The organism is Timaviella obliquedivisa GSE-PSE-MK23-08B (genome assembly GCA_019358855.1).
In the GTDB taxonomy this organism is placed as follows: domain Bacteria; phylum Cyanobacteriota; class Cyanobacteriia; order Elainellales; family Elainellaceae; genus Timaviella; species Timaviella obliquedivisa.
This window is the reverse complement of record JAHHII010000002.1, coordinates 252,292-272,507: the sequence shown is the minus strand read 5'-3', so window position 1 is coordinate 272,507 and position 20,216 is coordinate 252,292. Positions and strand designations below refer to the sequence as shown.

Here is a 20,216-nt window from a genome sequence, read left to right as displayed (position 1 = left end):
TTGTGCCACGAAACAGATAATTGTTTTTGCAGGTGATCGGAGAGCTATTGGACCTGTACAGGAAGCTGCGCCCCCTCAAAAGTGGGAATTTTAAGGCAGATCCTTCGCTCACTTATCAACTATAGATATGACCCGCCTTGAACCCGACCTCTTCGATCGCCTCAATTCTCAAATTTCTCATGCCCAGGTGCAGCAACTTTGCCAAGAATTTGCACCCTTGCTGACTGATCAAGTTTCATGGATGGTCGCTACGCTCAACAAAGGTAAAGAGCTAACTATCATCTGTAATCCCGATCGCGTTGCCGCCATTAATGCTCAGAGTCAAGCGATCGCCAGTAGAGCCTGGGAAATTGCATTCATCGCGTCCATTCGCCTCTATTGCGAAGATAAACACCTGTGGACGATTTCAAGGTCTAAATCCTGCCTTAAACTGGAAGCGACACGTTCGTTTGCACAGGAAGGCGAAACAATGACTGTAGAAGCTCCCGAAAAAACCGCAACCAGCACCGCAGCACCCAAGAAGTCACTAAAGCCATCGGCTCCGACCGCCTCACAGCTTGAGCAACAAATCACCACATTGGCTCAGAAAACGGGCAAGTCAGAAGCACAGATTTTTGCAGGCATTCTCAATGAAATTCCTGAAGCTCTGGTAATTAAAGGGTTAAAAAAGCTAATTGATCAAGAAATTGAGTCTGAAGTCGATGCGTTTCGTCAGTCAAAACGAAGTGAATTTTTAGGTGTTGCTTCTAACAGCACCCGTAACGGCAGCAATAATAATAAAAGAAAGAACACAAGCAGCGTCAAGGCTAAGTCCGCAGCAAAAACTTCTGCCGTCGATACCTCCACTACCAATCCTCGATTTCGCTCCTTCGTGAAAGGTGCGCGAATCAACCGTACCCTGATAAACTTCTTAGTCGCTCAAGGCTATGACACCGCTAAGCGGGAAGAAGTGGTACGGACGATTGCCAATTTGCCCGTCACCTCTCATCCTGAGATGGCAGAGAGTTTCCCTGAAAAATGCTTGAGTAAGATTTTGAAGATTCACCGAGGGGGCGATCGCGCTTCTGTCATTGCGGCGGCTCAAAAGCTGGGTGAGAAGTCTAAGGTTGACCAACCTAAATCAGAAACAGAGCCAGCCGAAGCTGCTACTTAGGGCACTCTGGGTTGGTAGATGCAACAACAATCGGGCTATAACTTCATCACAACGGAAGTTATAGCCTTTTTATTTTCGCCTATCTGAAATGCTGAAACCCTGAAACAGCGATACTCCAGTGATTTGAGGTTCTGTCAGGCTGAAAGACTGCCCTTTAGAATCAGCCTGATCAATGCCTACGCCAAGAAAACGCAAGCCCGGAAGACCTCCAGGAAAAAAGTCAGATCCAAACTATGTGCAAGTCACCGGATATGTGAAACGTGAAACCTATCGGGCGCTGAAGATACGATGTTTTCAGGAAGATCTAGAAATCTCTGAAGTTATGCAAATCTTGATAGATAAATGGCTAGAATCCCGAAATTTGCCCTAACTTGGCAAAAGCAGTTTACACCTAACTCCCATATGTCAGGATGCATCAGTCTTGTCAGTCAGGCGATCGCTGAGTGGTTCATCAGCGATCCCGAAAAAATTAAAATTATTGCCCAATGCAGTTTCTACTTAGATCCCGATTTAAAGGTATTAACCATCGACTGCTCAAGCTCCGCGCTTGCACTGGTAAAGCCCCTTACAGAAGAGATGGGACAGTCAATGCTTGAACTGGGCGTAACCTTGATAAGGCTAACCTGTGAAACAGAATTAATCAGTCAGTTTTCTCCCCACGATGCGATTTACGTGCAGCAGTTGCAGAAGTCGAAACTGTATCGCCAGGAAGTGGATACAGACTGATTAGAGGAGCTGGATTTTTATCATTAAACAATACCCTCCCCAGATTAATAAACTCAGTCCAAGTTGGAATTTCTCCCTGTAGGATCGCACTCATCCGATCCACAGGGATATCACAGAATCGAGCAAATGCCTCTGCATTTTTTTTCATTTCACGCATTTTGCCTCGAATTAGATTTACAGGTGCTGCATTGAGGGATTTTTCAGTCATGACTGAAAATATTTTTTCTGACTCAAGCCGTCCTGCCATCATCTCCAGTAACTCCTCGTGAGAGTATGGCTTACCTGTCGGATCTTTGAGAAACTCTAGTTTGGCGATCGCCCAAATTAATGCCGCTGATGGCTCTGATCGGACTCCGTTTCTGAGTCGAGCGAGCTTGGACACATCTACATCGTAGCCAATTGCAGCTAGTCGATTGGTTAATTCCTTAATGGTAACTTTGGGAAAATCATCTTCCATTTGCGATCGCAACAAATCTGCAAGCTTGCGAACACCGTCGTTTGTAAAGTTGTACTTTCCCATATTGAAAACTAGCGCGATCGATTCCTTGATACTAAATTCAATTGGTAGATCGCTTTTTGTTTTTTGCAAATATCAGATTTGATAAAACAAATATTAATTTTGCATATTGACTTTACAGATTCAATATTTAATAATCATCAGAGAACAGTTTTGAACGACTGTGAACACCTGCTGCAATGTCCGATCAACTCTTGGCTCAAGTTTTAATCACGCTCAAAAACATTGAAGCGCGGCTAGACCAAATTGAGTCTCCTCACTTTAGAGAAGACTTAACAGGTTGGCTGCGCCCCTATGAGGCGTGGGCGGCTCTGAAAACTGAAGGGGTGCGATCGCAGCAGCACCTTAAGAAATTACGCTTGGCGGGTGCCTTTAGCGAGATCAAAGGCGAAATTCGCAACGTCGGACTGAGCGATCGCCCAGTCTGGGAGTATAACGTTGAAGGTTGCCGGAAGGCTCTAGCGAAATACTTCAAAAAACTTGATGCAGCTCGGCAATCAATATCGTCATCGTCTTAGTGACGCTAAATTCATCATCTTTTTCGCTCAAAATTTAATACCATTTCGTCATACACTTGGTCGCCTACCATCTCTGAAATCCAACGGTGATAGGTGTTTGTGTGAACCTGGATGGAGTGCCCCATCGCCTTAGCCGTAATCGCATAGGGCAAGCGCATCACGACTGTTGCTCGAATCGCCCAAGCATGGCGTAAATCATAGGGCACAAATGGCACTTTATAACGCCAGAACTGGCAACTACAGCGCTGCCCATAATCCCGTAGCACACGCCCCTTCACATGAGGCAAAATAAACGCTTGCAGGTTCCACTTCTCTACCCACTCTGGATGAATAGCACGAGCAATTCTGCGATTAGTTTTGCCGCTCATGACCTCTAATTTATAATCATCCACAAAACGACAAAAGAACGCTTCATGAGGGCGAATTCCAAACGTTGCTAGCAGCCCAAAGACATCCCGCCAGCCCTTGTTGGGTATCTGGTCTCGCCACTTCAAAATTAATTCATCGCTCGGTAAAGTGCGAGGTTGAAGCGACTGCTGATTGTAGTTCCCCTGATAAGGCTTGATATCTAGCGGAAACTCCATAAATTTAATCAGCGCTTGCAGCCGCTGCACGGTCAATTCTCGCATCCGAGTATGGGGTTGAGTTTGCTCAATGACTGCCAGAATCGCGGCTTCACTGAGTTCGCACTGCTGAGGCAATTTCTCAAACGTGATTTGCCAGGTATCGTGCCAGGTGCGCTCTTGAATTTTGTAGCGCTGCATGTGGCTGCATTTAAAGGCTTCAATCCATTCGGCGATCGCTTTAGGAGAATCCTTTTGTACTTCTGGTTCTACCTCATCTAAATACAGGCTCCAAGAAAATCGCCCTAGTGTAATCAAGCTGCCTAAACGCTGTGCCTCGGCTTCAATTCGCCTCAGTCCATCAGCATTAGCTGCAAGTCCAAGGCTTAAACAATACTGTTTTTTCCCCTCTCCCTGCCCTGGTTTTTTGGGCAAAGTAGCTTGCAGAACCAGCGCATTGATCCCTTTCAGGTAAACTCGCACGGGGACAGCGCTTAGTTCAAGACGAGAATTAATTTGGGCGATCGCCTGCTCTTTGGCAAGGCGTGCCCGGTCTAAATTATTTGCCATTAATGCGTTCCTTACTTATTCCTTAAATCGCAGAACGATAAGGAACAATTTAGAACGACTTTGAACACCTATTTTTGATTTCAGAAATCTCAGACACTGCTGAAACCGCTGAAACCAAGTCGGGATGACAGGATTCGAACCTGCGACATCCTGCTCCCAAAGCAGGCGCGCTACCAAGCTGCGCTACATCCCGTTACAGTCAGTCTTTATTCTATGACACTTTGTCTCTTCGGTAACTAAATTAAAAAATTAAAGTAGTTGATTCAGAAAGTTTTCTAAAATCTGCACTTTTTCTTCTCAGAGCAGATGAAAAATATGAGTTGAAATGCGCGTTTCAGTATGCAATGGTTAAAAAACTGGACACGGCGTGACGGAATAATTTTAATCATGAGTACATTACTAATTGCTGGAACAGATGCAGGAGTGGGGAAGACAGTTTTAATGACTGCCCTTACTGCCTACTGGCATCGTTACTGCAATTCACAGACATTGGGACTGATGAAGCCTATTCAATGTGGCACTGGCGATCGCGAGCTATACACTCGTTTGTTTGCCTTAGACCAAACCCTTGAGGAAATTAACCCTGTTCACTTTTTAGCGCCTCTCTCACCGCCCAATGCAGCCGCCTACGAAGGGCGTAAGGTAGAACTAGATAAAGCTTGGAAGCAATTTGAAACCTTGACCCGACAGCGAGAGTTTGTACTAGTAGAAGGGCTAGGCGGGCTGGGCATGGCAATCGCCCGTGAGACAACAATGGCAGACTTAGCTTGGGACTGGCGAATTCCGACCGTGCTGGTGGTTGCTGTAAACCGGGGAGCGATCGCTCAATCTGTGGCTAATGTGGCTTTGGCAACGCAAGCCCGCGTTCACCTTAAAGGCATTGTGCTGAACTGTGTTGAGCCTTGTCATGCCCATGAGTTAGAAGAATGGGCATCGGTCGAAATGATTCAAAACTTGACTCAAAAGCCAATCTTGGGCTGCATTCCTCATCTGGCAGACCCTACAGATTTAAGCACGTTGGTTCAAGTGGCTTCAGAGTTAGCTTTAGAAAGGCTGATTCCGTTGGCTGATTCGATTGACAGTCTAAAGCAAGCCTAAAGCTTTTCTAAGGAGGGCGATCGCTTGGACAAAAGAGTGTAATGCTAGAATCTATATCTAAAACCTAATTCTACCTAAACCCGCTCGGGATACCGAAGAATCTGAGTTTGTTTGCCGAACCTTAAAATTTGTTGAGTTAGTTGCAATGGTTAGCACCCCTATATCACCCGTCGCCAAAATCTCCAAGATCGAAAATCTCAAAGAACGCAGTCATCGGCTGCGGGAACCAGTTGCGACTGAAATTCAACAAGATACGACGCATTTTAGCGAGGATGGCATTCAAATCCTCAAATATCACGGCTCGTATCAACAAGACAACCGAGATAATCGAGTTAAAGGTCAGGAAAAAGACTATCAGTTCATGCTGCGCACCCGTAATCCAGGGGGCTTTATTCCAGCCCAGCTTTATCTGACTCTCGATCGGCTTTCAGAAGAGTACGGCAATCATACGCTGAGGGTAACCACTCGCCAAGGCTTTCAAATTCACGGCATTCTGAAGAAAAACCTAAAAACAGCGATCGCGACTATTGTCCGCAGCATGGGTTCTACTCTAGGAGCCTGTGGTGATGTGAGCCGCAACGTCATGGCACCCCCAGCGGTCTACAAGAATCGTCCTGAGTATGTTTATGCCAGAGAGTACGCCGATAACATTGCTGACTTACTGACTCCGCAAACTGGAGCCTATTACGAAATTTGGCTAGATGGCGAAAAGGCAATTACTTCTGAACCAAATCCTGAAATGACTGCTGCGCTGCACCGCAACGGCAACGGCACCATTATTAAGGATTCTGAAGAGCCAATTTACGGCGATCATTATATGCCGCGCAAGTTTAAGTGTGCAGTCACGGTTCCTGGCGATAATTCCATTGATTTGTTCTCGCAGGATGTCAGCTTGGTGGTCATGACCAATGCACAAAGTGAGTTGGAAGGCTTCAACGTCTATGCTGGGGGCGGTTTAGGACGCACTCACAATAAAGAAGAGACGTTTGCGCGAATTGCAGACCCGATTGGCTATGTTGATAAAGCAGATGTTTACGACTTGCTCAAGGCGATCGTGGCAACTCAGCGAGACTACGGCGATCGCGTTAATCGTCGTCATGCCCGGATGAAGTACCTATTGCACGATTGGGGCGTGGAAAAATTCCGCACAACTGTTGAGGGCTACTTTGGTAAAGCGGTTCAGCCCTTTAAGCCGTTGCCTGCATTCAAGTATCTAGATTTTCTGGGTTGGGATGAGCAAGGGGACGGCAAGCTGTTCTTGGGTATTTCGATTGAAAATGGTCGAGTCAAGGATGAAGGCGCGTTTCAGCTAAAAACAGCACTCCGAGAAATTGCCGAAAAGTTTGCGCTGCCCATGCGCCTCACTCCTAGCCAAAACGTTGTCCTTTACGATATTGATCCGGAGCATAAAGCCGAGATTCAAGCCATTCTCGATCGCTGTGGGATTCAGAAAGAAAGCGCTCTTGATCCCTTAGTGCGCTACTCTATGGCTTGCCCAGCCCTGCCCACTTGCGGCTTGGCGACAACAGAATCGGAACGGGCGCTACCGGGCATTTTGGATCGAATTCGAGCCGTACTTGCTAAAGTTGGGTTACCCGAAGACCATTTTGTGATTCGGATGACAGGCTGCCCGAATGGTTGCGCTCGTCCGTACCTGGCAGAGATGGGATTTGTCGGACGATCGCCAGGAGTATATGAGTTTTGGTTAGGAGCCGACCCTCACCAAACTCGTTTAGCAGAGCCGTTTATTGCTAGCTTGCAAATCGACGATTTGGAGAAAACCCTTGAGCCGTTGTTTGTGACCTTTAAAAACGCTCGGCAGCTGGATGAAAGCTTTGGCGACTTCTGCCACCGAGTTGGCTTCGATGCACTGCGAGAATCGATCGCCACCTATCAGCCCGTCGTTGTGAAAGCCAATGGAAAATCTAAAGTTCGCCGTCGCATCGACATGGGCGATGGACTTTATGAACGGCTGAAGGCAGCGGCTGTTGCTCAGGGTAAGCCGATGACAGAAGTGGCAACTGCGGCGATCGAAGCCTACTTAGAAACGCTCAAATAATCTGCCCTTCAGCCCCAAGACTTGACCACCCCTATACGGCGTAGCTCAACCCGCCCGTTGTCGTGGTGGTCAGAATTTTTTCAACCTGTGTTGCTGTGAGACTGGGGTTTGCGCTAAGCATTAAAGCTACAATGCCAGCGACATGAGGCGTTGCCATGGAAGTTCCGCTAAACACAGTGTACTTCTCCTCTAAAGTGGTAGAGCGAATTCCTACACCCGGCGCTACCACAAAGTTGAGGGGACGATTACCTGCGGGATTAGAAAAATCTGCTAAAGCCCGTTTGCGATCGACAGCCCCCACTGCAATGCCCAGTCCTTGAACAGCATAGGAGGCTGGGTCAATGGGACTAGTGGCTCCTTCAAGGCGTTCGTTACCCGATGCCATGACGGCGATCGCCCCAAGCTGCCGCGCATACTTTAGCGCTAAGCGAGTCTGCACCAAAGGCGCATCGCCTGGATCATTACCCAAGCTAATATTCAGCACCCTCGCGCCATTATTAACGGCATAGCGAATCCCCGCTGCCAAGTTAGCATCAAAGCGTTCCGTCAATAAATCATCGCCGCCGCCAATGACTCGAATAGGCATAATCTTGGCATTGGGTGCGACTCCCGTGGTGCCAAAGTTATTGTTGAGAGCAGCGATCGTGCCTGCTACATGGGTGCCATGTCCAATATTGTCAGAGCCATCAAAATCCATGGGATCATTAGTGTCAGTATCGACAAAGCTCCAGCCCCGTGTGTCATCGGTAAAGCCATTGCCATCGTCGTCAATACCGTTGTTCGCAACTTCCCTGGCGTTTACCCAAATGTTGCTAGCCAGATCAGGATGGTTGTAATTTACGCCAGTATCCAGCACTGCAACAATGATGCCTTGTCCAGTGTGTCCTTGCGCCCAAACTGCGGGTGCATTAATGAGGTTAAGGTTCCAACTAGGGCTATTAGGGACATTAGCGAAGAGCTTTTGACCTGCGGCATGAGCCACGGCGGCAGAGGCATTGATTAAGCCATAGCCGTAGTTAGCGTCGAAGTTGCGCAAGTTAGGGGCGATCGCCTTAACGTTAGCTTGAAGCTTGTAGCGTCCCGTTTTGTCGCGTTCGTAACTGGTAACTCGCAAAATATACTGAGTGCCCTCACGGACATTGAAAGTCAACCGAGAATCACTGCTATGGGGATCAGCATCATCATTTTGAGCCAGAAGTTTTCCGGTACGGCTATCTATAAGTTGAAGGTAAGCATCGAAAGCATGGGACTGGAGATTAATTTGAACTCGCTGGTTGTCTCGCAGTCCGGTTAAAGCGTAGTCGTCTTTGAAACTGTGCCACTGCTTGTTCCGAGCATCAATTGGGCTGAGGTCGCCTTGCAACGGTCTGGCGCGGAGGGACTTAAAGTTAAGGACGGTTAGGGTGCCAACTTTGAATCTGCTCATACCAGGAGGGTTATAAAAGGTTAAATCGGGGTGCTGGCAGGGGGGAAAACAATACGGCTCAGAATCGATCGCTTCCAACCCTATCGGGCTTCCTGACCAAAGTAGCATTGAATATCAGTGTGTTTACTGAGATTACCAGGCTTAAGCTCATGTAGCAACTCAGCAAATTCACTTGATGGAATCTTTATGCGATCGCTAACTGACCCAAGCTTCGAGTGAGCCTCAAGAAATTAGCCTCGTTGAAAAAAATTATGTATAAATTATATGTTTAGTCATAGCCCCTTTCCTTCAATAAATTATGTGTTTAGTCATAGCCCCTTTCCTTTAGGAGAGGGGTTTGGGGAGAGGTCTCTCTAGCTGCGTTGGCAAATCAGGTAACTCTTGATGATTGCTATAGAGAGAACGTTGAAAGTTAATCATCTGGAGTAATTAAAACAGTGATCAAAACATGGTAGAAGCGCGCCTTCTATACTGATTTTTAAATAATTTATTACTGCGACAAAGAACAAAAGCATCTATTAGTTTTACTCTATGAACAACCAAAGATTCTAATTAAAACTTCCTAACTATTAAGAATCTATTCACTAAGAAGCGATCGCTGTGAGGACGTGAAAGCGATCGCTATTCATAGAACTATTGATATCAACTACCCTGGACTTTCCCTATGCTACAAGATCAGCCAAAACCGCGCAAAGTCCTTCCATTCCTCACTTATTTTTATTTTAAGTTGTTCTCAACAGGCAAGGTTCAGATGACTCTTCGAGCGAATTAAAGATTTACTTATTGATCTGATTTAGATTTTATTTAGAACTTATGTCTTTTCTTGTAGACAAGATTGGAGCGAAGACAGTAGTGTTATTGCAATGAGTAATTCGTTAACGAGTTTGTTCCAAGCATTGATGAGAAAATTGATGCAAATCATTATTTTTATCAATAGCTTTTAACCGTTATGGATTTCACAGCGATATTTCTAACAACTTTTGATGCGATCGGGCTGGAGATTTTGAGTTTTAGGCGCAATCTAGACTCTAAAATCTAAAGTCCAAAATTAATCAAAGATGATTGCAATATCTGTTTTTCCCGATCAGAGCAAAACTCTGGGGGGCAATTTTGTATAAGATAAGGAGAACATTATGAACCAGTTTTCAAACTTTTCTCGACGGCGGTTTTTAATCACTGCAACGACTTCTGCAACAGCTTCCCTATTCCTTAAAGGCTGTCTTGGTAATCCTCCTGATAGCATTACTGGCATCACATCTTCTGCTGCTGTGGCTGTAGTGAGTGCGGTAAAAGCAGGCGAAGAGCCAGAAGTTAAGACGGCAAGCTTAGGCTATATTCCAATTGTGGAAGCGGCTCCGTTAATTATTGCCAAGGAGAAAGGTTTCTTTGCTAAGTACGGCATGACCGAGGTTGAAGTTTCTGCACAAGCCAATTGGGGTGCTGCCAGAGATAACGTCAAAATTGGCTCAGGTGGTGGTGGAATTGATGGCGGGCAGTGGCAAATGCCTATGCCTTATCTCATTTCAGAAGGCATTATTACCGACAATACGAAGGTGCCAATGTACGTGCTTTGTCAACTCAATACTCAGGGTAATGGCATTGCATTGGCAAACAAACACAAGGGTAAAGGCATTGGTTTAAAGCTTCAGGGGAAAGCAGATTTTTTTAGCCAACTTAAATCATCGGGAACACGGTTTAAGGCGGCTTACACTTTTCCTAAAGCAAACCAGGAGCTTTGGATTCGTTATTGGTTAGCCGCAGGGGGCATTGACCCCGACACAGAAGTGGAACTTTTAACCGTTCCGGCTTCTCAAACCGTGGCAGACATGAAGCGAGGCGCAATGGATGCTTTTAGCACAGGTGACCCCTGGCCTTACCGGATTGTGTCAGAGGGGTCAGGATTCATGGCAGCTTTGACGGCTGAAATGTGGAAAGCCCATCCTGAAGAATACTTTGGCATGAGGAAGGACTGGGTAGACAAAAACCCCAAGGCAACCAAGGCATTGCTGAAAGGCATTATGGAAGCGCAGCAGTGGTGCGATGATTTTAGTAATCGTCAGGAATTAGCCGCCATTTTGGGACAGCGGAAGTACTTTAGCGTACCGGAGAAGGTGTTATTAGATCCGCTGATGGGTAAGTACGACATGGGCGATCGCACCATTGATGATCAATCCCTTGCGGTTCTGTACTGGAAAGATTCTAAGGGCAGTGTTTCCTACCCCTACAAGAGCCATGATCTGTGGTTTTTAACTGAAAGCGTCCGCTGGGGATTTTTGCCCAACGATACGCTCACTAATGCAAAGACGCTAATTGATGCCGTTAACCGGGAAGACATTTGGAAAGAAGCGGCGAAAGAAGCAGGTATTGCTGCTGCCGATATTCCTACCAGTTCATCCCGTGGCGTTGAAGAGTTTTTTGATGGTATCAAGTTTGATCCTGAAAATCCCCAGGCGTATTTAGACGGTTTGAAGATCAAAAAAGCTTAAATTCTTCAGGCTTAAATCGTTCGATTTGGCATTTCATCTGTAGTTATTCAGAATTAGGAGATTTTTCGATGACTGTTTCACAAAAACGTTCTAGTTCCAATTTTTTTCTATCTAACTCAAAATTTAGAGAGCGGTTAGATGACGTTTTAACTCCGTTGATTGCAATGATCATATTGCTGTTAATTTGGCAGCTATTTTCATCGTTGCCTGGGGCTAATTTGCCCAGTCCTGTGCGAGTAGTTCAAGAGACTTGGATACTCATTCTCTATCCATTCTACGATCGCGGCGGCACTGATAAAGGTCTATTCTGGCAGATCTGGAATAGCTTGCAGCGGGTAGCGATCGGGTATTCATTGGCGGCAGTAGTGGGCGTTACTCTTGGCGTTCTCGTCGGCATGAATCGTCGCATTGCAAAAGGGCTTGATCCAATTTTCCAAATTTTGCGGACTGTTCCGCCCTTAGCGTGGGTGCCGATCGCGTTAGCTGCACTGCAACAAAACCAGCCAGCGGCATTGTTTGTCATTTTCATCACTTCAATTTGGCCTATTTTGATTAATACAGCAGTCGGTGTTCGCCAAATTCCGCAGGATTACAATAATGTGGCGCAGGTGTTGCAATTGCCTCGGTCAGAGTACTTTTTCAAGATTTTGCTCCCGGCTGCGCTGCCTTACATTTTCACTGGATTGAGGATTGCGATCGGGCTGGCATGGTTGGCAATTATTGCGGCAGAAATCGTTATGTCGGGCATTGTGGGCATTGGGTTCTTTATTTGGAATGCCTATCAGAATGGTCAGGTCAGCGAAATTATTGTGGCGCTGGTTTACATCGGCTTGGTGGGCTGGGCGCTTGACAGCATGATGGTGAAAATTCAGAACTTGATTTTGCCTGAAAGCCAGCGGCAATAGCTAGGATTTTCGTCAATGCAAGATTATTACTTCCTTTTGCCCCTTACCCTTCACTCTTTTTCTTATGTCACCTTTTGTCACTGTCGATAATCTCGAAAAAACCTTTCCTTTGCCCAATGGCGATCGCTATATTGCGCTTAAAGGCATTGGTCTAGAAATTAAGCAAGGAGAATTTATTTCCCTCATTGGTCACTCAGGTTGTGGCAAATCAACGTTACTGAATATGATTGCCGGGCTGGACTTGCCCACCGAAGGCATTGTCATGTTAGAAGGCTCAGAAATTCTGCGTCCTGGCCCCGATCGCATGGTGGTATTTCAAAACTATTCCCTGTTGCCCTGGATGAGCGTCCGGCAAAATATTTCCTTAGCCGTGGACAACGTTTTATCGTACCTGTCTGTGGAAGAGCGCAAGGACATTGTTGAACAGCATATTAATATGGTGGGGCTGCATCATGCGGCAGATAAGCCACCAGATCAGCTTTCGGGCGGCATGAAGCAACGGGTGGCGATCGCCCGTGCCCTGGCAATCCGCCCGAAGCTGCTGCTGCTAGATGAACCGTTTGGAGCGCTGGATGCTTTAACACGGGGTAACCTGCAAGAACAGTTAATGCGCATTTGTGACGAGAATAAAGTCACTGGCGTAATGGTAACCCACGATGTTGATGAGGCAATTCTGCTCTCCGATCGCGTGGTAATGTTGACCAACGGACCTGAGTCAAAAATTGGTCAAATTTTAGAAGTCGATATTCCTCGTCCGCGTCGTCGAATGGAGGTAGTGAATCATCCCAATTACTACAGCTACCGCAGCGAGATCATTTATTTCCTCAACCAGCAGAAGCAGATTAAGCAACTGCGGGCGAGGAAGCAGGGCGTGGTCGCCCGTCATGGGTTGGAAAAGGTTAACCTGGAAGTTGGGTTTGTTCCTTTGATTGCTTGTGCGCCATTGGCGATCGCCAAGGAAAAAGGCTTTTTTACCCACCATGGTCTAGATGAAGTCAACCTGGTGCGGGAGTCGAGCTGGCGCGGCATTCAAGACGGTATTGCAGGCGGATATTTGGATGCAGCCCAAATGCCTTCGGGGATGCCAATTTGGCTAACGGCAGGCGCAATGGATGGCAATCCTTTACCGATCGTCAGTTCCCTCACCATGACGCGAAATGGCAACGCGATCACCCTGGATAAAAAATTCTATCAACAGGGAATTCATACCCTAAGCGATCTGCGCAGAATGTTATTGGAAACACCATCGAAGCGGCACACGTTTGGAATGGTACATCCCGCCTCAATGCATAATTTGTTGCTGCGCTACTGGCTAGCAGCAGGCGGCATTAATCCTGAAAAGGACGTTTCTATTACCACTATTCCTCCTGCTCAAATGATTGCTAATTTACAGGCAGGAAACATTGATGGTTACTGCGTCGGTGAACCCTGGAATATCCGGGCAGCCGTTGAAGGAATTGGCTATACGATCGCCACAGACCTAGAAGTATGGAACGGTCACCCTGGCAAAGTTTTGGGTGTACGCGAAGACTGGGCGCGGGCTTATCCCAACACCCACGTGGCTCTGGTCAAAGCGCTGTTAGAAGCCTGTCGCTACTGTGCAGATGAAAATAATCAGGAGGAGATCCGAGAGATTCTTTCTCGCCGCGAATACCTCAGCACAGAGATGGAATACATCTACTTGGGTAATCCGGATCAATACGTCTGTGGACTCCAATCTTCTCCCCAAGAATATGCTCACCACCAATTCTTTGGCGCAGGGGTGAATCGTCCTAGCCGGACAGAGCATCTTTGGCTGATGACACAAATGGCACGTTGGGGAGAAATTCCGTTCCCCCGCAACTGGGTAGAAGTTTTAGAACGGGTGTGTCAAGTTGGGGTATTTAGCACGGCAGCCAGAGAGCTAGGAATGGCAGATTTAACGAGCTATACTCGGCGATCGATTGATCTGTTTGATCATGCTAACTTTAGCGCCGATGACCCGATCGCCTACCTCAATAGCCTGGAGATTAAGCACGACATCTACATGGCAGAAGTGGCAATTAATACCACCAAACGCACTGCCTAAATGCCTTCTTGAAGATGATCCAGATACCCATTCAGTCCTCATTATTTTCTGTTCTTCACCTATGCAATCATTAATCAACACAGCAACTCAACCCAATCAGATACTCGCCAATCTTCCACAGGAATCTTTTCTAGAGATAGATGCCGTTGCCAAAATTTACCCAACTAAGACTGGAGGCTATACCGTTCTTGAGAACGTTAGCCTGAACGTTCGGAAAGGAGAATTTATTTGTTTAATCGGGCATTCAGGCTGTGGTAAAAGTACGCTGCTGAACATGGTCAGTGGATTTTCTAAACCGACCCATGGCGAAGTTCGACTTAAGGGGCAGCCTATTATTCAACCAGGACCCGATCGCATGGTGGTGTTTCAAGGCTATGCCCTCCTACCGTGGCTAACGGTCTTTGAGAATGTTTACTTGGCAGTGAACCGGGTGTATACCCAAAAATCTACTGCCGAGAAAACCAAGATTGTCAAAGAACATTTGGCAATGGTGGGCTTAACTGAAGCTGCCGACAAAAAGCCGCCTCAAATTTCGGGCGGCATGAAACAACGGGTGGCGATCGCCCGTGCCCTTTCCATTCGTCCTGAAGTGCTGATTTTAGACGAACCTTTTGGCGCTTTAGACGCTATCACAAAAGAAGAACTGCAAGAGGAACTACTAAAAATTTGGAACGATCATCGCTGCACCGTGCTGATGATTACCCACGACATCGACGAAGCCCTCTTTCTTGCCGATCGCCTGGTCATGATGACCAATGGCCCGGCGGCAACCATTGGCGAAGTCATGGAGATTCCCTTTCGTCGTCCGCGCGATCGGGCTCGGATTATGGAAATGCCGGAATACTACAAGCTGCGAAATCACGCGCTCGACTTCCTCTACAATCGCTTTGCTCACGACGATGTAGAGTAGCGGCGAGGTCTAGTGTGCTAAAGGTGGATGGGGATATCTTGGTCAAAGATATCCCTTGCCAACTCACTCTAATAATGGCGATCGCCTATTGTCATGCCTGACTGGGCAACACTTTTAACGCCGGAGGACGAGGAGCATCTGGCGATAACGGTCTAAGCTCACCCTTCGACGCATCGTAAGCAACCCTAAGCAAGTCAGTCATCCGAAACACTCCTGGTTTAGCGCCAAGCGAAGGCGTGAAAGACGGATCACGAATAATCGATATTTGACTGCCTTCTATGGCGCGATGGAAAACCTCCGCCACAATTCTGCCTCCAACCGCACCCAGCTTTCCCGTTCCTAGTTTTCCAGAATCTAGATTCAAAGACGCTTCTCGAAGGATGTAGAACCAAAGAGGGGTCGAAGTCGTCAGTTCCGTCTTCAAAGTTTCGCTTAATGCGTTGAGGTCATCGCCCAAAATTTCATCTTTTGATAAGACATGGGTGCCCGGAATTTTGTTGGCAATGTAGGCGGCAACTTCTTGCCCGCTGGCAAGCCCAACCATGCGCGCTCTGGCGAGATTCCGAAACGCCAGGTTTAGCTGAATTGGTGGCACTGTGCCCCCACCCCCGCGTGCATTGAAAGAACCAAGGGGCAGATTTTTTAGAGGATTAGTGAGACGGGTATCCAATGGGCGAGCAAAGTTAAGTGTGGTTTCGGGCGCAAGCTCAGGTGTGCCGTCTTCTACAAAGTTGTAAAGCCGTGTCCAGTCTGCAATCCAATTTGTGGGAAGGCGTTCAAAATTACCATCTAATGGGTTATTAACGTCGCTTGGACCACTACCGTCGCTGGCGGATGGAGACAAATTACCGCTTGTACCTGAAAACCTAAATAAATTTATTAGGGTGCCAAAATCACCAATTTGACCAACCGCTCCACCGTCGCTAAACACAGCGTTCCAGTCGTACTTTTCTCGAATCATAGAGTGCCCCAAGCGATAGGCTGCAACTGAGAACTCTATCGGCATGGTCGGAAATCCAGTCTCCTTAACTTCAAAGATTTTGCGACCATTGTGAAACACATCGTCCACAATTGCTGGATCAACAATCCGCGGTAAAAAATCAGTTTTCAGCATCCATTGGTAATGCTTAACGACTGCTTCACGGGCACGCTCAAAGAGCATAATGCTTGGCACCGAAGAGTTGGCAAGACGATCGCAAACTCGATTGTGAAATCGAATAAACGCCAGATGCGTTTGACCCACCGCCAGGTTTTCGTCGTTCCGTGGATCGGGTATCTGCGCCATCCGAACTTCTTCTGGCTCGGCAGCCGTCGCGCCTTTCCGGGGCAGATCAAAATCGTCAAGAGGTCGATCTGCGTTTGGAGGGGAAGACTCCTGAGTTTTCCCTGTATTGAGCCGAATTCCATCGGGTTGGTAAAACCCTGGTTCAACGGTAGGACCAATTCCGTAAACAGAGTCTAGATCCAATGCTGGGCTTCTGGCTTGCTTTAACTGGCTCGGGTCTGTGACAGGCGTTCCAAAGGGAACATCGGTTCGATCGCGCGTGAGATCATGGTCTACAAACTGGGCAAGGTACGTAAAGCCAGCGGGAATGTGGCTGTCTATATCATCACCGTCCTGCGTCATGACATCTGCGATCGCCTCCAACAGTTCGTCTGATGGTGCTGGGGTAGTTCCGCTGACGATCTCCGAGAAGCGAAAAGCACGTTCACATTCACTAGGCGTAGCGGGTCTATTCACTTCTCCACGCAGCTCTCCGGTAGAGGCAATGAAGAATAAGTTGCGATTATGGCGACGTGACATAGTTGCTCCTATTAATTTAGGCGCTCCATCAAAACTAAATGATTCCTTGAGCGCGATAGGAACCATTTGGTAGGTAAGCCAAAAACAGCATAGGTGCCGTCTGATTTTTTTATTGGAGAGAAATTTAGAGAGAAATCTTCTGCATCTCAGCTTTAATGGGGTAAGGTAGCAGAGATCTTCTGTATAGTATGACAACCTAGACGGATCAGCGAAAAAACTCTGTATATCTTCAAATAAGTACAGATAAATCTATAAGTGCTATATTTTGCTTCTAGCCTTTAGCTACTACAGCTAAAACTACGGGCAGGCAGGAAACGAGGGAAGAGGTTAGGAGTTAGGTCAATTCGGCTACGCAGCCAGAGAGACTTCTCCCCCAACCCCTCTCCTGAAGGAAAGGAGCTTAGTCTAAAAAGCTGCGATCGCCCCACTACAACTACAATGGTTCGTCAGTTCAACCTTTTAAACTATGTACAAACTATGTACAAATTATGTACAAATACGACTCTGAGAAAGGCTTTTCCACAGGATTAATGATGTGGCTATTGTGCCTCATCATTCTAGTAGTGTTGGGCATTCAACCCATACTTAGCGTGCTTTTTGGTGCAGCCGCAGGTGCAGCGACATGGCTCATTGTTGCCTACTGGAACTTCGAGCCAATTCCACCCGTAGAAGGCAAAGATCCCGTCAAAGACTCCGTCAATGAACCTACCCCTAGCGTTTTCAAGCGCCTCCGTTTGCCCCTATTGCCTTCAGAAGAAGGCAAAATGCGTAACCCTTTTGCCCGCAAACCTCGCAAACGCATCTAGCCCATCCCTTCCAAATAACCCCGATAACCGACTTCATCTAGCTGAGTCTGTTTTTTTATGACAGCATCCTTCAGGCTTTGGCGGTATTGCAGCACCTGCTCTAATAGTTTAGGCTGAGAGCTAGCCAATATTTGTATCGCCAACAATCCTGCATTTTGGGCATTGCCGATCGCCACTGTTGCAACGGGAATGCCAGCAGGCATTTGCACAATGGAATACAGCGAATCAATGCCTTGAAGATGACGGCTGGCAACCGGAACTCCAATCACAGGTAGTGGTGTTAAAGCCGCAACCATTCCAGGCAAATGCGCTGCGCCGCCTGCTCCAGCAATGATCACCTTGAGTCCTCGAAGATGCGCTTGTTGCGCATACTCAACCATGCGTTCTGGGGTGCGATGGGCAGACACGATCGCCACTTCATGGGCAATCTCAAACAATTCACAAATGGCGATCGCGGCTTGCATCGTCGGCAGGTCAGAATCGCTGCCCATAATAATGCCAATGAGAGGAGAAGACAGGGTATTAGGAGAAGACATAGTATTTTAAAATGATGAAAGAGAGCACTGGATTAGCAAAAATTGGGGTTCCGGTTGATCTTATCAACGGGCGGGTCTATGGTAGCAGCGGACTACAACGAATTTCGGTCGATCGGACTGGAATAGTGCAACAGGTTGTTCCGATGGATACGATGATGGATACGATGATGCGTTCCGTTGCAGATCTCTCAAAACCTACGGCTCAGCAATCTTTACAAGTTTGGGATTTGGCGGGAGATTGGGTTTCAATGGGCGGGATTGATTTGCAGATTAATGGTGCCTTGGGGTTGGCGTTTCCTGATTTGACAGAGAAAGATCAAGAGAAACTGCAAGAGATTTGTGAGTTTTTGTGGAATCAGGGAGTCGATGGATTTTTGCCGACGCTGGTCACGACTGCGGTAGAAAATGTGGGGCGATCGCTCTCAACAATTACCCATTTCATGACGCAGCAAAAAACGGGCGCAAAAATTTTGGGCGTTCATTTGGAGGGTCCGTTTCTCAATCCTCAAAAGCGAGGTGCGCACCCAACAGAGTATCTTTTGCCCTTAACGATCGCTGAAGTAAAGCGAGTTTTGGGCAATCATGCCACAACGGTCAAAATGATGACGCTTGCTCCTGAATTGGATCAGACAGGCGAAGTGATCCCTTATCTCACCTCATTAGGAATAAGTGTGAGTTTAGGGCATTCTCAAGCGACTGCGGCTCAGGCACAACAGGCATTTGAGCAAGGTGCAACTCTGGTGACTCATGCCTTCAATGCGATGCCAGGGCTGCATCATCGGCAGCCAGGATTGCTGGGCGCGGCGATCGCCCATCCTCAAGTGATGTGTGGGTTGATTGCCGATGGAGAGCATGTTGCACCACTAATGCTAGATATTTTATTAAGAGCCAGTCGGGGCAACGGTATTTTTTTAGTCAGTGATGCCTTATCGCCGTTGGGTCTACCCAATGGAATTTATCCGTGGGATAGTCGGCAAATTGAGGTGCAGCAAGGAACAGCGCGCTTAGCAGATGGAACGTTGGCGGGAACAACCTTGCCCTTGTTAGTAGGAGTCCAGAACTTAGCGCGGTGGAGCATTGTAGGCGTGGGAGAAGCGATCGCCCTGGCAACTGCTGCGCCTCGGCTGGCGATCGGGCTACCGTCCTCTCTGGTGGGGCAACCTGCAAATCTTTTACACTGGTCATGCTCTGAATTTAACGATCTAACGTGGCAACGCCTCTAAAAATGAAACTGCAAAACTGCAACAACCAGCGGAAAATCATAATAGGATGAGACACGTTGATTCAATACAAAAGCCCTTCGCCATGACTGCGACCACCGACGACAAAACAATTGTTAAAGACTATTTCAATGCCACTGGCTTCGATCGCTGGCGACGAATTTATGGCGATGGTGACGTTAACATCGTCCAACGAAACATTCGCAAAGGGCATCAACTCACGGTCGATACCGTTCTGAGTTGGCTGCAAGCGGATGGTAATTTGGCAGATTTAACCGTCTGTGATGCGGGCTGTGGAGTCGGGAGTCTCAGTATTCCTCTGGCTGAAGCAGGCGCAAAAGTTTATGCCAGTGATATTTCCGAAAAAATGGTAGAGGAAGGCAAAGAACGGGCGATCGCCCTAGATGTATGCGATCGACTCTCTTTTGCAGTCAGTGACCTGGAAGCCCTGAGCGGTCGCTACCACACTGTTGTCTGTCTCGACGTGCTGATCCACTATCCCCAAGACGAAGCAACTCGCATGGTCAACCATCTGAGCAGCCTAGCAGAATCGCGCCTCCTCCTCAGCTTTGCGCCTAAAACTGCCGCCTATAGCGTTCTCAAAAAAATTGGCAGCTTTTTTCCAGGGGCTAGCAAAGCCACAAGGGCTTACCTCCACCGAGAAGCTGATATTATCAAAATTTTAGACAATGCGGGCTGGAAAATCGATCGGCGAGCTTTGAACAAAGCGCCATTTTATTTTTCACAGCTATTAGAAGCAACTCGCTAAAGAAATCCACTAAAGCAGCCTGTTGAAGCAACCAATCCGCGTCTCAAGGTTTCACGTTCTGAGCTAGCTTCCAAAAAACTTG

16 protein-coding genes and 1 tRNA gene are annotated in these 20,216 nt (G+C 47.4%); 11 read left to right on the top strand and 6 right to left on the bottom strand.

All coding sequences use genetic code 11. The features are described from left to right. Positions 1-127 precede the first annotated feature (127 nt). Complete coding sequence (locus tag KME11_04685; protein ID MBW4514500.1) at positions 128-1,153, top strand: hypothetical protein; 1,026 nt, start codon at positions 128-130, stop codon at positions 1,151-1,153. Between the two features lie 640 nt (positions 1,154-1,793). On the opposite strand, the gene KME11_04680 is transcribed toward KME11_04685, so the two are convergent. Beyond that, positions 1,794-2,468: a hypothetical protein gene (locus KME11_04680; GenBank protein MBW4514499.1), complete on the bottom strand. Its 675-nt coding sequence runs from the start codon at positions 2,466-2,468 to the stop codon at positions 1,794-1,796. A gap of 107 nt (positions 2,469-2,575) precedes the next feature. Between KME11_04680 and KME11_04675 the strand changes: the two genes are divergently transcribed. Then, entirely contained in the window at positions 2,576-2,914 is a 339-nt protein-coding gene (locus KME11_04675) for a hypothetical protein (protein MBW4514498.1), read from the top strand. 14 nt (positions 2,915-2,928) lie between these two features. On the opposite strand, the gene KME11_04670 is transcribed toward KME11_04675, so the two are convergent. Both KME11_04670 and KME11_04665 read right to left on the bottom strand, forming a co-directional pair. Beyond that, positions 2,929-4,047 carry a hypothetical protein gene (locus tag KME11_04670; GenBank protein ID MBW4514497.1) on the bottom strand — a complete coding sequence of 373 codons (1,119 nt, stop codon included), beginning with the start codon at positions 4,045-4,047 and terminating at the stop codon, positions 2,929-2,931. Between the two features lie 119 nt (positions 4,048-4,166). Further along, a tRNA-Pro gene (locus KME11_04665) sits at positions 4,167-4,240 on the bottom strand. 194 nt (positions 4,241-4,434) lie between these two features. Between KME11_04665 and bioD the strand changes: the two genes are divergently transcribed. Together bioD and sir are read left to right on the top strand one after the other, a co-directional pair. Beyond that, on the top strand, positions 4,435-5,145 hold the full coding sequence (bioD, locus tag KME11_04660; GenBank protein ID MBW4514496.1) for a dethiobiotin synthase: 711 nt from the start codon (positions 4,435-4,437) through the stop codon (positions 5,143-5,145). 145 nt (positions 5,146-5,290) lie between these two features. Beyond that, positions 5,291-7,204 (top strand): sulfite reductase, ferredoxin dependent, encoded by a 1,914-nt coding sequence (sir, locus tag KME11_04655; protein ID MBW4514495.1) that lies wholly within the window; start codon positions 5,291-5,293, stop codon positions 7,202-7,204. A 31-nt stretch (positions 7,205-7,235) separates the two neighbouring features. Here the strand turns inward: sir and KME11_04650 are convergent, their stop codons facing one another. Continuing rightward, a complete protein-coding gene (locus tag KME11_04650) occupies positions 7,236-8,630 on the bottom strand; it encodes a S8 family serine peptidase (protein MBW4514494.1) in 1,395 nt (464 codons plus the stop codon). 1,133 nt (positions 8,631-9,763) lie between these two features. On the opposite strand from KME11_04650, the gene KME11_04645 reads away from it, so the two are divergent. From KME11_04645 to KME11_04630, 4 genes are all read left to right on the top strand, one after another. Next, positions 9,764-11,116 carry an ABC transporter substrate-binding protein gene (locus KME11_04645; GenBank protein MBW4514493.1) on the top strand — a complete coding sequence of 451 codons (1,353 nt, stop codon included), beginning with the start codon at positions 9,764-9,766 and terminating at the stop codon, positions 11,114-11,116. A 68-nt stretch (positions 11,117-11,184) separates the two neighbouring features. Continuing rightward, on the top strand, positions 11,185-12,021 hold the full coding sequence (gene ntrB, locus KME11_04640; GenBank protein MBW4514492.1) for a nitrate ABC transporter permease: 837 nt from the start codon (positions 11,185-11,187) through the stop codon (positions 12,019-12,021). A gap of 64 nt (positions 12,022-12,085) precedes the next feature. Further along, positions 12,086-14,089, top strand: coding sequence for a nitrate ABC transporter ATP-binding protein (locus KME11_04635; GenBank protein MBW4514491.1), 2,004 nt, complete (start codon positions 12,086-12,088; stop codon positions 14,087-14,089). A 61-nt stretch (positions 14,090-14,150) separates the two neighbouring features. Further along, positions 14,151-14,999 (top strand): nitrate ABC transporter ATP-binding protein, encoded by an 849-nt coding sequence (locus KME11_04630; protein ID MBW4514490.1) that lies wholly within the window; start codon positions 14,151-14,153, stop codon positions 14,997-14,999. Positions 15,000-15,090: 91 nt separating this feature from the next. Here KME11_04630 and KME11_04625 read toward each other — a convergent pair whose 3' ends face one another. Beyond that, the gene (locus KME11_04625) at positions 15,091-16,803 is read right to left on the bottom strand and encodes a hypothetical protein (GenBank protein MBW4514489.1); all 1,713 of its coding nucleotides are present in this window, start codon (positions 16,801-16,803) and stop codon (positions 15,091-15,093) included. 488 nt (positions 16,804-17,291) lie between these two features. Here KME11_04625 and KME11_04620 point away from each other — a divergent pair, with 488 nt between their 5' ends. Continuing rightward, the gene (locus KME11_04620) at positions 17,292-17,609 is read left to right on the top strand and encodes a hypothetical protein (GenBank protein ID MBW4514488.1); all 318 of its coding nucleotides are present in this window, start codon (positions 17,292-17,294) and stop codon (positions 17,607-17,609) included. Here KME11_04620 and purE read toward each other — a convergent pair. Next, positions 17,606-18,145, bottom strand: a complete 540-nt coding sequence (gene purE, locus KME11_04615; protein ID MBW4514487.1) for a 5-(carboxyamino)imidazole ribonucleotide mutase — start codon at positions 18,143-18,145, stop codon at positions 17,606-17,608. The genes KME11_04620 and purE overlap by 4 nt on opposite strands. Positions 18,146-18,159: 14 nt before the next feature. On the opposite strand from purE, the gene nagA reads away from it, so the two are divergent. Together nagA and bchM are read left to right on the top strand one after the other, a co-directional pair. Beyond that, positions 18,160-19,368, top strand: coding sequence for an N-acetylglucosamine-6-phosphate deacetylase (nagA, locus tag KME11_04610; GenBank protein MBW4514486.1), 1,209 nt, complete (start codon positions 18,160-18,162; stop codon positions 19,366-19,368). A gap of 82 nt (positions 19,369-19,450) precedes the next feature. Next, the gene (gene bchM / locus KME11_04605; protein ID MBW4514485.1) at positions 19,451-20,134 is read left to right on the top strand and encodes a magnesium protoporphyrin IX methyltransferase; all 684 of its coding nucleotides are present in this window, start codon (positions 19,451-19,453) and stop codon (positions 20,132-20,134) included. The last annotated feature ends 82 nt before the right edge of the window (positions 20,135-20,216 follow it).

Bases quoted from the DNA above. Each gene is read 5' to 3' on its own strand.
- KME11_04685 (MBW4514500.1), top strand. From the start codon at position 128: ATGACCCGCCTTGAACCCGACCTCTTCGATCGCCTCAATTCTCAAATT.
- KME11_04675 (MBW4514498.1), top strand. From the start codon at position 2,576: ATGTCCGATCAACTCTTGGCTCAAGTTTTAATCACGCTCAAAAACATT.
- KME11_04670 (MBW4514497.1), bottom strand. From the start codon at position 4,047: ATGGCAAATAATTTAGACCGGGCACGCCTTGCCAAAGAGCAGGCGATC.
- bioD (MBW4514496.1), top strand. From the start codon at position 4,435: ATGAGTACATTACTAATTGCTGGAACAGATGCAGGAGTGGGGAAGACA.
- sir (MBW4514495.1), top strand. From the start codon at position 5,291: ATGGTTAGCACCCCTATATCACCCGTCGCCAAAATCTCCAAGATCGAA.
- KME11_04650 (MBW4514494.1), bottom strand. From the start codon at position 8,630: ATGAGCAGATTCAAAGTTGGCACCCTAACCGTCCTTAACTTTAAGTCC.
- KME11_04645 (MBW4514493.1), top strand. From the start codon at position 9,764: ATGAACCAGTTTTCAAACTTTTCTCGACGGCGGTTTTTAATCACTGCA.
- ntrB (MBW4514492.1), top strand. From the start codon at position 11,185: ATGACTGTTTCACAAAAACGTTCTAGTTCCAATTTTTTTCTATCTAAC.
- KME11_04635 (MBW4514491.1), top strand. From the start codon at position 12,086: ATGTCACCTTTTGTCACTGTCGATAATCTCGAAAAAACCTTTCCTTTG.
- KME11_04630 (MBW4514490.1), top strand. From the start codon at position 14,151: ATGCAATCATTAATCAACACAGCAACTCAACCCAATCAGATACTCGCC.
- KME11_04625 (MBW4514489.1), bottom strand. From the start codon at position 16,803: ATGTCACGTCGCCATAATCGCAACTTATTCTTCATTGCCTCTACCGGA.
- KME11_04620 (MBW4514488.1), top strand. From the start codon at position 17,292: ATGTACAAATACGACTCTGAGAAAGGCTTTTCCACAGGATTAATGATG.
- purE (MBW4514487.1), bottom strand. From the start codon at position 18,145: ATGTCTTCTCCTAATACCCTGTCTTCTCCTCTCATTGGCATTATTATG.
- nagA (MBW4514486.1), top strand. From the start codon at position 18,160: ATGAAAGAGAGCACTGGATTAGCAAAAATTGGGGTTCCGGTTGATCTT.
- bchM (MBW4514485.1), top strand. From the start codon at position 19,451: ATGACTGCGACCACCGACGACAAAACAATTGTTAAAGACTATTTCAAT.